This window comes from Streptomyces umbrinus, assembly GCF_030817415.1.
GTDB lineage: Bacteria > Actinomycetota > Actinomycetes > Streptomycetales > Streptomycetaceae > Streptomyces > Streptomyces umbrinus_A.
The window spans coordinates 5,378,402-5,393,465 of sequence record NZ_JAUSZI010000002.1 but is presented as its reverse complement, the minus strand read 5'-3'; the positions used below and the strand labels follow the sequence as shown (position 1 = coordinate 5,393,465).

The following is a 15,064-nucleotide window of genomic DNA, read 5'->3' as shown; positions in this document are numbered from 1 at the left end:
TTGAAACTTCGAACAACTTCCGCCTGTGCCGCGTATGCAAGGACGTCATGGCTTCGGCGGAAGGACACGCGAAGTGCGATCCCCCCGGCACGTCCGAACTTCCAAGAACAGCGCACAGCACGGCTCCCGGCACAGCTCCGCGCACGTCGGCACCACCGCTCCAGCGGATTCCTCCCGCAAGCTGTCCGTCGCCCTGGCCTGCGCCGACGGTGACTGGCCGCACGAGGACTGGCCGGCCCCGGACGATCCGTACGTGGGCCGGGTGCTGCACCTGTCGCCGCCCTACCGCGAGCTCCGGGAACGCCCTTCGGAGGGCGCGGTGGACGTCGTCGTTCTCCGGTGCGAGGACCCGTCGACCGCCTTTGCGGAGCTGCTGAAGGCCATGGGCGCGATGAGCGCCCCGGTGATCGTCCTCAGCCCCCGGCGCGACACGGAGACGGTGGTCGAGGTGTTCCGGGGCGGCGCGGGCTATCTGGTCGAGGGCGACTACTGCACCCACATGCTGTCCTCGGCGGTGATGGCCGCCACGATCGGCCACACCTACCTCTCGCCGACCGCGTGCGCCGCCCTGCGCGACGCTGCCCGGCGTATGCCGGGCAGCGGGGAGGCGACGGAGCGGATGCGTGCCCTGCTCTCGCCCAGGGAGCGGGAGATCATGGAACTGCTCTCGACCGGCCTGGGCGCACAGGAGATCGGCCTGAGGTTGGGGCTGAGCGAGAAGACCGTCCGCAACAACCTCAGCAACATCTACGCCAAGCTGGACGCCCGCGGCGGCACGGACGCGGTCCTGCGGTGGCTCGGGGCCCCGTACAGCGACACCCTGGGCCCCCTGGGATCGACCGCGCGCTGAGGGGGCGGCCGGCACGGAAGGTGTCCGTGGCGGCGGGTACGGAGAAGCCCCCGCGTGACTCGCGGGGGCCGTTCGTGCCTTGTTGCCGTTGCCGTACTTCACCGCGGTCGCTCCCGATTACGGCGGTCGCTTCCGCTGTACGGCTGTCGCTCCTGCCTACGGCGCCGGGATCTCGGACAGCGGGACCTCGACGTCCGAGACGTTCGTGCCGCCCTCCTCGAATCCGGGTTCCGTGCGGATGCTGTTCGACGAGTTCTGGATTCCGCTCGCCTCGGGAGTTCCGCACTTCACGTTGCGCAGCCAGAGGCGGCCGTCAGGGGTGCCGTTCTTCAGGAGCTGCGGATAGAAGACGTGCACGCTCGTGCCGCCCTCACTGGGGGAGAAGAACACCTTCTGGCCGTTCTGCTCCTCCTTGTACGTGGCCTTGAGGAATCCGCTCACATCGGTGCGCTTCTCGGACCACATGAAGAACCCGAGGTGGTCGGCTTTGACGGTGTCGGTCCTGGAGAAGTCGAATCCGGTTCCCGTGTCGTCACGCTTGATGCTGAATTCCGTCGTGTTGAACTTGGCGCCTATCTCGAAGAACGAGTTGCCCAGCTTCGAGTCCGCGGCGGCCGTGAACCCGTCCTCAAGGGTGATGGACCTCGTCACCGAGGCCGACACGCTGAAGTCCTTCGTGGCGGCGGTCGTGGATCCGCAGTTGTCCGTCACGGTGGAAACGCGCTTGTTCGCGCCCAGGCTGTTCCTCTTGACCTGGACGTCGACGAATTCACAGTTGTCCAGCTTCGCGGAGTCCTCCGCGCAGTCCTTGGACACCTCGGAGGGGGTGGCGGCACCCGCCTGGTTCATCAGCGGAACGGCCACCGCGGCGGCCACGACCGGGGCCAGCATGAGGGCGATGCGCTTCTTCTTGCTCCGGTGATGTCCCTTGCGGCCGGTGCGTGTCATGGTGCGTCTCCTTGGGGGAAGTGGGGGGAGGGGAGTCGGGTGACGGGGTTCGTCGGCCACGGCTGACCGGGCTGTCGGCAGCCCGTCGGCAGTGGGCGACCGGGAGCCGTCAGCAGTCCGTCAGGACCGGCTTGGCGACCCCGTCCGCGATTCCGGGGGCGCCGGCGGCTCCCGCCAGGACGACCGGTCCCTCGATGACCTCGGGCGCCGCGAAGTTCTGCTCGGGGCTGGGATTGACGGCGAAGCTCCCGGGATCGGCGTCGATCCGTACACGCCATTCGCCCGTCATGCGCTGCATCTTCGGCGTGAACTCCATGTGCAGGACCTTGCCGACCGGGACTTCCCGCGTCTCCTTGTCGCCGGCCGTCACCGACTTGATGGTCAGGTCGGTCGTGCCCTTGTGCTTGAGCCAGGACCCGCTCAGAAAGCCGAAGAGGCCTCCGCCGGCGCCCTGTTGTGTCGCGGTGTACTTGCCCTCGCCCTGGCCGACGGTCGCCTTCCAGGTGATGCTGACCTTCGCCGGGTCGGTGGCGTTCGGCTCGCAGTTCGGGAAGTCGATCGAGGCCTTCTCCTTGGGGCCGTCGAAGGTCTCGAAGTTCGTCTCGGCGAAATCGCAGTTGTCGGCCTGGAATCCGTCCGCGAAGGCGCCTCCGAAATCCTCGACCGACCGTTTTTCGCCGCTGACGACTGCGGACCTCTCGCACATGGTCATGATCTGCTCAGGTGTCTTCTCCTCGGCCGCGTTCGCCGAGGGCAGCAGGGTGACGACCGCCGCGCCGGTGGCGAGTGCGGACCCAATGGCAACGAGCCGGATCTTCTTGTTCTTCAAGGCCCTCTTGGCCATGCCTTGCTCCGTCCTTGGGGGCTTCTTTGCCTTGCCGAGAAAGGATTATTGGTCCGCCTCAGCGGGCCCGACAGAGTCAAATGTCCCTACCGGCCGGTTACTTGACGTGTGCATTGCGACACACCCGGAAACCTTCGGCAGGGCCTCGACCCCTTGCCTGACGATGCGTCAGATACGACCATGGGCATGCCCGTCACCCGTGTGACGGTGTGTCAGAAGTGGTCCACGCGTCCGCGTCTCCGAAGGAGTCTCAATGACGAAGTCAAGCCGCCTGCGTGACCGGCGGAGCGGAGGTGAACACCCGTCCGTCACGCAGCAGAGCCCACAACACACTCGCTCGTCGGCGGGCCAGGGCGATGACGGCCTGGACGTGTTTGCAGCCCTCGCCCCGCTTCTTGAGGTAGAAGTCCCGGTTCGGTCCCTCGCGGATGATGCTGGTCTGCGCGGACATGTAGAACACCCGTCGCAGGCGGCGGCTGTAGCGTTTGGGCCGGTGAAGGTTGCCGGTGCGCCGGCCGGAGTCACGCGGGACGGGCACCAGCCCGGCCGCCGACGCCAGGTGGCCGGCGTCGGCGTAGGCCGACAAGTCGCCGGCGGACACGACGAACTCGGCCCCGAGTATCGGGCCCATCCCGGGCAGGGATTCGATGATCTCCGCCTGCGGGTGACCGCGGAACGTGTCGCGGATCTGCTTGTCGATCCGCTTGAGCCGGTCGTCCAGGGCCAGGATCTGCCCGGCCAGGTCGGCCACGATCTGCGCGGCGACGTCCTCGCCGGGCAGCGCGGTCTGCTGGGCTTGTGCCGCCTCCAGTGCGGTCGCGGCGACCTCGTCGGCGCTGCGCACGCTGCGGTTGGCCAGCCAGGCTGTCAGCCTCGCCCGGCCGCGGCGGCGGATGGCGGCCGGGGTCTGGTAACCCGTCAGCAGGACCAGCGCGCCTTTGTGCGAGCTGTAGTCGAAGGCCCGCTCCAGCGCGGGGAAGACGCCGGTCAGCACATCGCGCAGGCGGTTGATCATCCGCACGCGGTCGGCCACCAGGTCGGAGCGGTGGGCGGTCAGCAGCGCGAGGTCGGCGGCCAGCTGGGCGGGCACGTCGATGGCGGTGAAGTCGTTGCGGTGGCGGGCGGTCTCGGCGATGACGTAGGCGTCGCGGGCGTCGGTCTTCGCCTCACCCCGGTAGGCACCCGACATGCGGTTGACCGTGCGGCCAGGCACGTAGACGGCCCGCTGGCCGTGGGCCGCGAGCAGGGCCAACAGCAGAGCCGAGGACGTGCCGGAGATGTCCACCGCCCAGTGAACCTCGTCCGCCAGATCGAGGATCTCGCCGAGCGCGGCCAGGATCGCCGACTCGTCGTTGTCGATCTTCTTCGACCACAACGTGGCGCCGGTCTCATCGACCACAGCCGCCCAGTGGTGGCCCTTGCCCGCGTCGACACCGGCCCAGAGCTGGGCCCTCCGCTTGCTCACTCGCCCTCCTCGCGCCGTTCGGCATGCCGTCGGCCCGAGGAACACCCCGCTGTCATCTCCGTAATCAGCGACCGCACGAAGCGCGCACATCTCAATCAGCAGCCAGGGCGCCCCGGAGAGCCGGGCGGCCACTCCTTCGAAGCCACTGAAGGCAAGAACCCATAAGCCACACCCGGCCCTCCCGGGCCGCCTAACAACTTACGGAGAAACCCATGGGCAAGCTCGACGGGCGGGTCGTACTCGTCACCGGCGCCGCACGAGGCCAGGGCGAGCAGGAGGCGCGGCTCTTCGCGGCCGAGGGCGCCAGGGTCGTCGTCGCGGACGTGCTCGACGACCAGGGGGAGAAGCTGGCCAAGGAGATGGGCGCGCTCTACGTCCACCTCGATGTGAGCCGGGAGGCCGACTGGGCGGCCGCGGCGGCCGCCGCGAAGGAGGCGTACGGGAAGGTCGACGGGTTGGTGAACAACGCGGGCATCCTGCGCTTCAACTCCCTGGTCGACACGCCTCTCGACGAGTTCATGCAGGTCGTGCAGGTGAACCAGGTCGGTGTCTTCCTCGGCATCAAGACCCTGGCCCCCGAGATCGAGGCGGCCGGCGGCGGGACCATCGTCAACACCGCCTCGTACACCGGGGTGACCGGCATGGCGTACGTCGGCGCGTACAGCGCGACCAAGCACGCGATCGTCGGCCTCACGCGCGTGGCCGCGCTGGAACTGGCCCCCAAGGGCATCCGCGTCAACGCCGTCTGCCCGGGCGCCATCGACACCGCTATGAGCAACCCGGCCCTGCTCGACCCGACGGCGGACGCCGAAGCATCCTCGGCCGGCGTCGAACGGCTCTACCGCAAGCTCGTGCCGATGGGCCGGATCGGGAAGCCCGAGGAAGTCGCCCGGCTCGCCCTCTTCCTCTCCTCGGAGGACTCCTCGTACATCACCGGGCAGCCGTTCGTGATCGACGGGGGCTGGCTGGCGGGCGTGAGCGCCATGTGACGGCCCATCAGGTATTGACGCCTCGCGGGCGCGGTGCAACAGTCGGCGGCAGATGGATCTGACGGTGCGTCAGGTCTGGCAGGGTGACGGACAGGGGACGGTGAACCTCCTTGGAATTCGGGCTCTTTGTACAGGGATACGTGGGCAAGCGGGCCGAGACCGATCCGCTCGCGGAGCACAAGGCGCTGATGGAGGAGACCGAGTACGTCATCCAGGCGGACAAGTCCGGCTTCAAGTACGCGTGGGCGTCCGAGCACCACTTCCTGGAGGAGTACTCCCACCTCTCGGCGAACGACGTCTTCCTCGGCTATCTCGCGCACGCGACCGAGCGGATCCACCTCGGGTCGGGCATCTTCAACCCGCTCGCCCAGGTCAACCACCCCGTGAAGGTCGCCGAGAAGGTCGCCATGCTCGACCATCTCACCGAGAACCGCTTCGAGTTCGGCAGCGGACGCGGAGCCGGCTCGCACGAGATCCTCGGCTTCCTCCCCGGCATCACCGACATGAACTACACCAAGGAGATCTGGGAAGAGACCATCGCCGAGTTCCCGAAGATGTGGCTCCAGGACGAGTACGTCGGGTTCAAGGGCAAGCACTGGCAGCTCCCGCCGAGGAAGATCCTGCCCAAGCCGTACGGGAAGTCCCACCCCGCCATGTGGTACGCCGCCGGGTCGCCGCCCTCGTACTCCATGGCCGCCCGCAAGGGGCTCGGGGTGCTCGGCTTCAGCGTGCAGAAGGTCTCCGACATGGAGTGGGTCCTTGAGCAGTACAAGACCGCCGTCGTGGAGGCGGAGCCGATCGGGGACTTCGTCAACGACAACGTGATGGTGACGACGACGGCGATCTGTGCGCCCACGCACGACGAGGCGATACGGATCGCCGTGGGCGGCGGGCTGCACTATCTGCCGTCGCTGGTGTTCCGCTACCACGACACGTTCCCCCGGCCCGAGGGGTTCCCCGTGTGGCCGGAGACGCTGCCCGAGTACAACGAGGAGTTCATCGAACTGCTCATCGCCGAGGAGCTGTTGATCTGCGGGGATCCGGACGAGGTGCTCACGCAGTGCAAGCGGTGGGAGCAGGCCGGGGCCGACCAGCTCAGTTTTGGGTTGCCGGTCGGTGTGCCCAAGGACGAGACGCTCCAGACGATCAAGCTGATCGGGGAGCACGTGATTCCGAAGATCGATACGGATCCTGTCCATCGGACGACGCGGTTCCGCGGGGCGGTCTGAGGATCGTCGGCGGGTGCGGGTTGCACGTGGCTGGTCGCGCCCACACGGCGCAGCCGTAAATGTCACAGCCCCGCGCCCCTGAGTAAGTCGTGACTCGGATGCCAGAAGGCTCAGGGAGAGAAGGGTTTCGTCGTGCTTGACCATCTGATCAAAGGCGTGACCGTCGTCGATGGGTCGGGTGGGCCCGCCTTTATCGCCGATGTGGGGATACGGGACGGGCGGATCGCCGTGATCGGCGGCCAGGTCACCGAGGAGGCGCGTACGAGTGAGGACGCGAGTGGGCTCGTACTCGCGCCCGGGTTCGTCGACCCCCACACCCACTACGACGCGCAGCTCTTCTGGGACCCGTATGCGACGCCCTCTCTCAACCACGGGGTGACGACGGTGGCCGGTGGCAACTGCGGATTTACGCTCGCGCCCTTGAATCCGTCGCGTCCCGAGGATGCCGACTACACGCGGCGGATGATGTCGAAGGTCGAGGGGATGTCACTGGTCGCGCTGGAGGAGGGCGCGCCGTGGAGCTGGCATTCCTTCGGGGAGTATCTGGATGCCCTGGAGGGGCGGATCGCGGTCAACGCGGGCTTCATGGTGGGGCATTGTGCGCTCAGGCGGTATGTGATGGGGCCGGATGCCGTCGGCGGGCAGCCCACGCCCGAGCAGTTGGATCAGATGCTCGCGCTCTTCCACGAGGCGATGGAGTCCGGTGCCTGGGGACTGTCCACGACACAGTCCTCCACCCACTCCGACGGGGACGGGAAGCCGGTCGCCTCACGGCACGCCAAGCCCGCCGAACTGCTCGCGCTCTCCCAGGCGGTGGGCGATCACGAGGGCACGCAGATCGAGGCCATCGTGGCGGGCTGTCTCGACCAGTTCAGCGACGACGAGATCGATCTGTTCGTGGAGATGAGCGCGGCGGCGGGCCGTCCGCTGAACTGGAACGTCCTGACGATCGACGCCGCCGTACCGGAGCGCGTCCCGCGTCAGCTGGCGGCAAGTGAGCGGGCCCGTAAGGCCGGTGGGCGGATCGTGGCGCTGACGATGCCGATCCTCACGCCGATGAACATGTCGCTCGGTACCTTCTGCGCGCTGAACCTGATACCCGGGTGGGGGGAAGTGCTCGGCCTTCCCGTGCCCGAGCGGATCGCGAAGCTGCGGGATCCCGCCGTCCGGCGCGAGATGCTGCGGCGGGCCGACTCCAAGGAGGCCGGTGTCTTCCGGCGCCTCGCCGACTTCGGGCGGTACGTCATCGGCGACACCTACAGCACGGAGAACGAGGGGCTGACCGGGCGCGTCGTACGGGACATCGCGGCCGAGCGCGGCCAGGAGCCCTTCGAGTGCATCATCGAGATCTGCGCCAACGACAGTATGCGTACGGTCCTTTGGCCCATGCCGACCGACAACGACCCCGACTCCTGGTCGCTGCGCCAGGAGACGTGGCGGCACGAGGACGTGATGCTCGGCGGCTCGGACGCGGGCGCCCATCTGGACCGCATGTGCGGGGCGCCGTACACGACCCGGTTCATCGGGGACTGTCTGCGGGGCCGGAAGCTGACGACTCTCGAGCAGGCCGTGAAGATGCTCACGGACGACCCGGCGCGGCTCTTCGGGCTGCGCGAGCGCGGACGGATCGCGGAGGGTTTCCATGCGGACCTCGTGCTCTTCGACCCGGACCGCATCGACGCCGGCAAGGCCACCCTGGTGCACGACCTGCCGGGAGACAGCCCGCGCCTCGACTCGAAGGCGATCGGCATAACGGCCGTCTGGGTCAACGGAGTCGAGGCGATACGGGGCGACGTGGTAACCGGTGCCGTACCGGGCAAGGTGCTGCGGTCGGGCCGGGACACGCGCACGGTGAGCACGAAGTGACGCGCCGACGACGGCGGTTGCGGCGGTGGCGGGCGTTGGGGGCCAAGTGACGGACGAACAGCGGCTGTTCATCGGCGGCTCGTGGGTGGAGCCGGACGGCGGCCACTACGAGGTGATCGACCCGGCGACCGAGGATGTCGTCGGGCTGGCTCCGGAGGCCTCGCGGGATCAGGTGCACGCGGCGGCCGCGGCGGCCCGCGAGGCCTTCCGGGCATGGTCGCGCACGACACCCGAGGAGCGGGCCGCCGTCCTCAGCCGGGCGGCCGAGGAGATCCGGCGCAACCTCGTCCCGTACGCCGAACTCGCCCAGGCCGAGACCGGAGCCACGACCGGCACCGCGCGCGGGATGCAGGTGGGTGTGGGGGCGGCCCGTTTCCAGCGGTACGCGCGCGTGGAGCCCGTCGAGGAGCCGTTGCCCCCGCAGATCAACGAGGCGGGCCCGTTCGGCAGGGCGGCCGTGATGGGTGCCCTGGCTGTGCGCCAGCCCGTGGGCGTGGTCACCTGCATCACCTCGTACAACAACCCCTGGGCGAACCCGGCAGGCAAGATCGCCCCGGCGCTCGCGATGGGCAACACGGTCGTCGTGAAGCCCGCGCCGCAGGACCCGCTGTCCGTGTACCGGATGGCTCAGGCGCTGGAGGCCGCGGGCGTGCCGCCCGGGGTCGTGAACGTCGTCAGCGGTTCGCGCGCGGAGGTCGGTGAGGCGGCCGTCGACTCGGACGACGTCGACATGGTGAGCTTCACCGGCTCGACCGCCGTCGGTCGGCGTATCGCCGAGGTGTGCGGGCGCGGTATGAAACGGCAGTTGATGGAGCTGGGCGGGAAGGGCGCGGCGGTCGTCTTCGAGGACGCGGACCTGGAGTCGGCGGTCCGGGGTATCGGAACCACCTTCTCCTTCTACAGCGGCCAGATCTGCACGGCCCCGACGAGGGTGCTCGCGCAGCGGACGGTGTACGACCGGTTGGTGGCCCAACTGGCGGCGTACGCCGGTTACTTGAAGGTGGGTGACCCGCGCGCGGACGGCACGGTCGTCGGACCGGTGATCTCCGCGGCCCACCGGGACCGGATCGAGTCGTACGTCGAACTGGGGCGCAAGGAGGGGGCGCGGGTGGTCGCGGGCGGTGAACGGCCGCCGTCCGACCGGGGTTTCTACGTCGCCCCGGCCCTCCTCGCCGACTGCACGCCCGACATGCGGGTCGTCCGCGAGGAGATCTTCGGGCCGGTCGTCGTGGTCCTCCCCTTCGACGACGAGGAGGAGGCCGTCGCCCTCGCCAACGACAGCGACTACGGCCTCATCGACTACGTCTGGTCCGGCGACGTCGCCCGCGCCTTCCGCGTGGCCCGGCAGCTGCGGGCCGGCGGCGTCGGCGTCAACACGGTCGGCCGCAACATGGAGGCGCCGTTCGGCGGCTTCAAGCAGAGCGGGGTGGGCCGAGATGTCGGCTCGTACGCCCTGCACGCGTACTCGGAACTCCAGTCACTGGTGTGGCCGGGCTGATCCGACTGATCCGATCTCGCCCCCGCCGCCCCTACCCTCCCCCACTCTCGGCTTCGCTCGAGCGGGGGGACCCCATCGTCCCTTTCTGGGGGCTCCGCCCCCAGACCCCCGGTATCGCGCTGAACGCGCTCGTCCTCAAACGCAGGACGGGCCGGCCGGTGCGGGACTTGGCTGCAGGGGGGCGCCCCGTAAGGGGCGCGGGGAACTGCGCGACCAGCCACACACAACCCGCACCCGAATGAGGCGGGGTCTGGGGCGCAGCCCCAGGGGACGGGAACGGGTAGGGGCGGCGGGGGCGAGACCTCGTCCGGACCACGACACCGTAGCGGCGCTACGGTCAGGGGTAGCGTCGCTATCGAATCAGTGTTAGCGTTGCTTCTGTCGGGAGCGAAACACGCTCCCCCGCCACGACAGGAGCACCGTCATGAGCGACGAGCAGCCCACCACCCCCCGCGTAGCGGTCGTCACCGGCGGATCCCGCGGTATCGGCCGCGAGACCGCGGAGAGGCTCGCAAGGGACGGCTTCGCGGTCGTCGTGAACTTCGCCGGGAATCAGGCCGAGGCCGACAAGACCGTCGCAGCGATCACCGAGGCGGGCGGGCGGGCGCTCGCCTTCCGGGCCGACGTGGCGGACGAGACCGAGGTGGCGGCGCTCTTCGACGCCGCGGAGGCGACGTACGGCGGGGTCGACGTCGTCGTCCACGCGGCCGGTGTCATGACACTGGCCCCGCTCGCCGACTTCGACCTCGACGCCCTCGACCGGATGCACCGCACGAACATCCGCGGCACGTTCGTCGTCGACCAGCAGGCCGTGCGCCGGCTGCGCGAGGGCGGCGCGGTCATCAACTTCTCCAGCTCCGTGCTGGCCCTCGCCATCCCCGGCTACAGCGCGTACGCCGCCAGCAAGGGCGCCGTCGAGGCCATGACGCTGATCCTCGCCCGCGAGGTGCGCGGCCGGGACATCACGGTGAACGCGGTGGCCCCCGGCCCGACCGCCACCGCCCTGTTCCTGGACGGCAAGGACGAGGAGACCATCGCGCGGATGGCCGCCCAGCCGCCGCTGGAGCGCCTCGGCACACCGAACGACATCGCCGGAGTCGTGTCCTTCCTCGCCGGCCCGGCCGGCCGCTGGGTCAACGGCCAGGTGCTCCGCGCCAACGGCGGCATCGCGTAAGCCCCCCGTCCCACTCCTTTTCACCTTCCACCTTCCCCCTTCTCTCCTCAGGAGTTCCGTCATGGGCAAGACGATCGTCATCACGGGTGCCGGTTCGGGATTCGGTGCGCTCGCCGCGCGGGCACTGGCCGACGCGGGTCATACGGTCTACGCGGCGATGCGCGACACGGCAGGGCGCAACGCGAGCCGGGTCGCGGAGGCCGAGGCGTACGCGGCCGAGCATCAAGTCGACCTGCGGACGGTCGAGTTGGACGTCCTCTCGCAGGAGTCCGCGGACGCCGCCGTCGCCACGGTCCTGTCCGGGGCCGGCGCGCTGGACGTGGTCGTCCACAACGCGGGCCACATGGTGACCGGCCCGACCGAGGCCTTCACCCCGGAGGAACTGGCCGCGGTGTACGACACGAACGTGCTGGGCACCCAGCGGGTCAACCGCTCCGCCCTGCCCCACCTGCGGGCCCAGGAGCACGGCCTCGTGCTCTGGATCGGCTCGACCTCGACCCGGGGCGGCACCCCGCCCTACCTCGCGCCGTACTTCGCCGCGAAGGCCGCGATGGACGCGCTCGCAGTGTCGTACGCCGCCGAGCTGGCCCGCTTCGGCATAGAGACGACCATCGTCGTGCCCGGCGCCTTCACCTCCGGCACCAACCACTTCGCGACCGGCGGCCACCCCGCCGAGCAGGCGGTCCTGCCCGCGTACGAGGAGCGGTACGCGGGCCTGATGGACCAGGTCGCCCAGCGCCTCGCCGCCCTCGCGCCCGCCGACGCCCCCGCGTCCCTGGTGGCCGACGCGATCGTCGAGGTCGTCGGCTCCCCGCTCGGCGAGCGGCCCTTCCGGGTCCACGTCGACCCGGCGAACGACGGGTCGGAGGAGGTCAGCCGGGTCGCGGACCGCATCCGCGCCGAGTTCCTGACCCGCATAGGCCTGGACGACCTCCTCGCCCCGCACGGGACGGCCGCGTGACCCCGGCCCGCACGACATCGGCCCGCCCCGCCTCGACCCGGACCTCGTCGGTTAGCGTCGCTCCCGTGAGTACGAAAGCGCGCATTCTCGAAGTGACGGCGGCCCTCGTCGCCGAGTCGCCGGACGGGGACGTCTCCACCCGGGCCGTGTGCGAGGCGGCAGGGGTCGGCGCCCCCGCCCTCTACCGCCACTTCGGGGACAAGGAGGGACTCCTGTCGGCGGTCGTCGACCACGGCTGGGACAAGTACCTCGCGACCAAGCGCGACCGCGCCCCCGGCACGGATCCCGTCCAGGACCTGCGGGACGGCTGGGACACCCACGTCGAGTTCGCCCTGCACAACCCGAACCTGTACCGCCTGATGCACTCCCCGGCGATGCGTACGCCCCCGGCGGCGGCCCTGGAGTCCCACCGCATCCTCACGGGGGACCTCCAACGGGCCGCGGAACAGGGCAAGTTGCGTCTCGCCCCCGAGCTGGCCGCCCAGATCATCATGTCCGCGAACGTCGGCGTGGCATTGATGCTGGTCTCCCGCCCGGCGACGTTCACCGACGAGTCGGTGTCCCGCCGCGTACGGGACTCGGTGCACACCATGGTCTTCACCCCGGACGTGATGACGGCTCCGACGGCCACCCCCGATCCCTCGGCTCCCGATCCCTCGGCTCCCGAGGCGGACACGGCGCGGACGGCGGCGACGAGCGAGGCGGACGGGTCCCGTCTCCCCGCCACGGCGGCCCGTCTCAACGCCCTCCTCCGCCAGGCCCCGGCCCCGGTGCTCAGCCCCGCCGAGGACGCCCTGCTCACGGAGTGGCTGAACCGGATCTCGAACGCCCCCCGGAGTTAGGCGGCTCTCCTCTCCCGTCTCCTCCCCCTGCCGGACCCGACGACCTTCGCGGGAAAGCCGGGGCGACTCTCGAACTCGGTCACGAATTCGGCGCCGGCGTGCTTGAATTCCCAGTTCGTACGATCTTGACGGGGTGGCCGAGTACCGAGCCTGCCGCTCCGACCGGCGGGTGGGGGACGAGGGCCGATGGACCACGCGACTGAGGTGTTCCAGCCACTGCAGGCGGACGATCCGCCCATGGTGGCCGGCTATCGCCTCGCCGCCCGGCTCGGCGCGGGAGGCATGGGCCGGGTCTACCTGTCGCACACCCAGGGCGGCCGACCGGTGGCGATCAAGGTGATCCGGCCGGAGCTGGCCGACGACCCGATCTTCCGGCGGGGGTTCCGCAGGGAGATAAAGGCGGCCCAGCGGGTCCGGGGCGCGTACACCGCGGAGCTGATCGACGGCGACGCGGATGCTGTACCGCCCTGGCTGGCCACGCTGTACGTGCCCGGCCCCTCGCTGGCGGAGTCCGTCGCCCGGCGCGGACCACTGCCGGTACCGGCAGTGCTGTGGCTGATGGCAGGGGTGGCAGAGGCCCTGGGGGCCATCCATGCCGCGGGAATCGTGCACCGGGACCTGAAGCCGTCCAACGTGCTGCTGGCCGCCGACGGGCCGCGGGTGATCGACTTCGGCATCTCGCTGGCCTCCGGCGTCACTTCGCACACAGCCACGGGAGCCACCGTCGGCACGCCCCAGTTCATGGCTCCCGAGCAGGCGTCCGGGGGTGAGGTCACGGCGGCGACCGACGTGTTCGCGCTCGGCCAGACAGCGGCGTTCGCCGCGCTGGGTGAGCCGTTGTACGGGGACGGCAACTCGGTCGGCGTGCTGTACCGGATCGTGCACTCGGAACCTGACCTGTCCTTGCTGCCCGAGCAGCTCCGTCCGCTGATGGCCCGGTGCCTCGCGGCCGATCCGGGGGAGCGGGCCACTCCGGCGGAGATCGTCGAGTGGTGCCGGCAGCGGCTGGGCCGGGATGCCGACGCGGGCGCCGGGCCGGCCGTCTGGCGGGAGGTCATGGGGCCGGAGGTGACGGTTCCGTCCCCGGTTCCCCACCCGACCCCGGTGCACACGACGCCGTTGCTCCAGCAGCCGCAACTGCAGCGGCGTCCGCAGCCGACGGTGCCGGACGAGCGGCGGGCCCGCCGACGGCGTACCAGGGTGTTCTCGGCCGTCGTGACGGTGGGTGCGCTGCTGTCGGCGGGTGTGGCATGGACGACCCTGGACATGTCGGACCGGCTCCGCGACCGGAACTCGGCCGAGTCCTCGACGTCCGGTCAGGAGTCCTCGGCACGGTCGTCGACTTCCTCATCGACGTCCGGGGCGTCCTCGGGGTCGGGAGCCGGGGGCCGGACATCAGGAGGTTCACGCCCCTCCTCGACCGCGTCCGAGCCGCCGAAACCGATCGCGTACCCCGTGCAGATGCTGAACGCGACGATACCCCTGGACATGAAGGATCCCTACCGCTTCCTCAAGGACGCCAAAGACGTCAAGGACGACAGGAGCGCCAAGGAACGCAAGGCGGACATCCGCTTCGTCTGCGGGCAGACCTGCGCGCTGGAGAGCGACACGAGTCTGATCGACTGGGTGCCTTCCGAGAAGCCGGGTGCCACCCTGGAATCCTGTCGCGCAACCCTCGCCGACGCCGACCACAGGCTCCCGCTCGCCATTGTGGCGGCCGGCAGCGAGATCTGCTTCGAACACCCCTCCGGAGACATCGCTCTGTTCGTGGTCGATGTGAAGTCGACCGCCCTGCCGGACAGCGGTTTCGTGTCCGGGGACTTGACGGTCTGGCGGGGGGCGGCCTAGCCGGTTTCGCCCGGCGTAGGAGGGTGGGGTCCCTCAGTCGGTCAGATCCACCCGCACTGTCAGCAGGTTCGTGCCGACCGCTCGGACCGCGGCGCTGTTCATGCGCGGGAGGGACTTCAGCCGGGTGCGGGCGTCGTCCTTGTGCAGCAGGTGGGCGGTGCCGTGGTGCCACCGGCCCTTGTCGCGGACCCGGACGCTCGGGTTCGCCTGGATGTTCCTTACGTACTGCGACTTCTCGCCGTACTCGGACACGATCCAGAACTCCTGGCCGACCCGCCGCCCGCCGACCGGAGTCCGCCGCGGCAGCCCCGACTTGCGTCCGGTGGTCTCCAACAGCGTCTGGAACGGCAGCAGTCTGGACACCGGGTTGGCGACCCACCGCTGGATCTTCGTGATGACGCGGAACTTGGTCTCGTGGTAGCGCGACATGTCGTTGTGGATCCTCGTCCTGGACGATGACGTAGATGACGTAGATGACGTAGATGACGGAGCTGTCGGCCGAGGCCGTCGGCCGGTCGGCCGGTCGGCCGGTCGGCCGTGAGCATAGAGC

13 protein-coding genes are annotated in these 15,064 nt (G+C 69.8%); 9 read left to right on the top strand and 4 right to left on the bottom strand.

Annotated elements, in window-relative coordinates:
• The first annotated feature begins 73 nt into the window (after positions 1-73).
• Complete coding sequence (locus QF035_RS23390; protein WP_373466707.1) at positions 74-850, top strand: response regulator transcription factor; 777 nt, start codon at positions 74-76, stop codon at positions 848-850.
• Positions 851-1,006: 156 nt separating this feature from the next.
• Here QF035_RS23390 and QF035_RS23385 read toward each other — a convergent pair whose 3' ends face one another.
• The 3 genes from QF035_RS23385 to QF035_RS23375 form a co-directional block, all read right to left on the bottom strand.
• A complete protein-coding gene (locus tag QF035_RS23385; protein ID WP_307522484.1) occupies positions 1,007-1,798 on the bottom strand; it encodes a hypothetical protein in 792 nt (263 codons plus the stop codon).
• 109 nt (positions 1,799-1,907) lie between these two features.
• The gene (locus QF035_RS23380) at positions 1,908-2,642 is read right to left on the bottom strand and encodes a hypothetical protein (protein ID WP_307522483.1); all 735 of its coding nucleotides are present in this window, start codon (positions 2,640-2,642) and stop codon (positions 1,908-1,910) included.
• A 262-nt stretch (positions 2,643-2,904) separates the two neighbouring features.
• Positions 2,905-4,107, bottom strand: coding sequence for an IS110 family transposase (locus tag QF035_RS23375; RefSeq protein ID WP_307519482.1), 1,203 nt, complete (start codon positions 4,105-4,107; stop codon positions 2,905-2,907).
• A 212-nt stretch (positions 4,108-4,319) separates the two neighbouring features.
• Here QF035_RS23375 and QF035_RS23370 point away from each other — a divergent pair, with 212 nt between their 5' ends.
• From QF035_RS23370 to QF035_RS23335, 8 genes are all read left to right on the top strand, one after another.
• A complete protein-coding gene (locus QF035_RS23370; protein ID WP_307522482.1) occupies positions 4,320-5,096 on the top strand; it encodes an SDR family NAD(P)-dependent oxidoreductase in 777 nt (258 codons plus the stop codon).
• Between the two features lie 110 nt (positions 5,097-5,206).
• Complete coding sequence (locus QF035_RS23365) at positions 5,207-6,325, top strand: LLM class flavin-dependent oxidoreductase (RefSeq protein WP_373466706.1); 1,119 nt, start codon at positions 5,207-5,209, stop codon at positions 6,323-6,325.
• Between the two features lie 132 nt (positions 6,326-6,457).
• Positions 6,458-8,191: an N-acyl-D-amino-acid deacylase family protein gene (locus QF035_RS23360; protein ID WP_307522481.1), complete on the top strand. Its 1,734-nt coding sequence runs from the start codon at positions 6,458-6,460 to the stop codon at positions 8,189-8,191.
• Between the two features lie 46 nt (positions 8,192-8,237).
• The gene (locus QF035_RS23355) at positions 8,238-9,689 is read left to right on the top strand and encodes an aldehyde dehydrogenase family protein (protein WP_307522480.1); all 1,452 of its coding nucleotides are present in this window, start codon (positions 8,238-8,240) and stop codon (positions 9,687-9,689) included.
• Positions 9,690-10,113: 424 nt separating this feature from the next.
• Positions 10,114-10,863 (top strand): SDR family oxidoreductase, encoded by a 750-nt coding sequence (locus QF035_RS23350; protein ID WP_307522478.1) that lies wholly within the window; start codon positions 10,114-10,116, stop codon positions 10,861-10,863.
• Between the two features lie 61 nt (positions 10,864-10,924).
• Positions 10,925-11,824: an SDR family NAD(P)-dependent oxidoreductase gene (locus QF035_RS23345; RefSeq protein ID WP_307522477.1), complete on the top strand. Its 900-nt coding sequence runs from the start codon at positions 10,925-10,927 to the stop codon at positions 11,822-11,824.
• 65 nt (positions 11,825-11,889) lie between these two features.
• Entirely contained in the window at positions 11,890-12,666 is a 777-nt protein-coding gene (locus tag QF035_RS23340) for a TetR/AcrR family transcriptional regulator (RefSeq protein ID WP_307522476.1), read from the top strand.
• 186 nt (positions 12,667-12,852) lie between these two features.
• Positions 12,853-14,514, top strand: coding sequence for a serine/threonine-protein kinase (locus QF035_RS23335; protein ID WP_307522475.1), 1,662 nt, complete (start codon positions 12,853-12,855; stop codon positions 14,512-14,514).
• A 33-nt stretch (positions 14,515-14,547) separates the two neighbouring features.
• Here QF035_RS23335 and QF035_RS23330 read toward each other — a convergent pair whose 3' ends face one another.
• Positions 14,548-14,943: a nitroreductase/quinone reductase family protein gene (locus tag QF035_RS23330; RefSeq protein ID WP_307522474.1), complete on the bottom strand. Its 396-nt coding sequence runs from the start codon at positions 14,941-14,943 to the stop codon at positions 14,548-14,550.
• Positions 14,944-15,064: the final 121 nt, after the last annotated feature.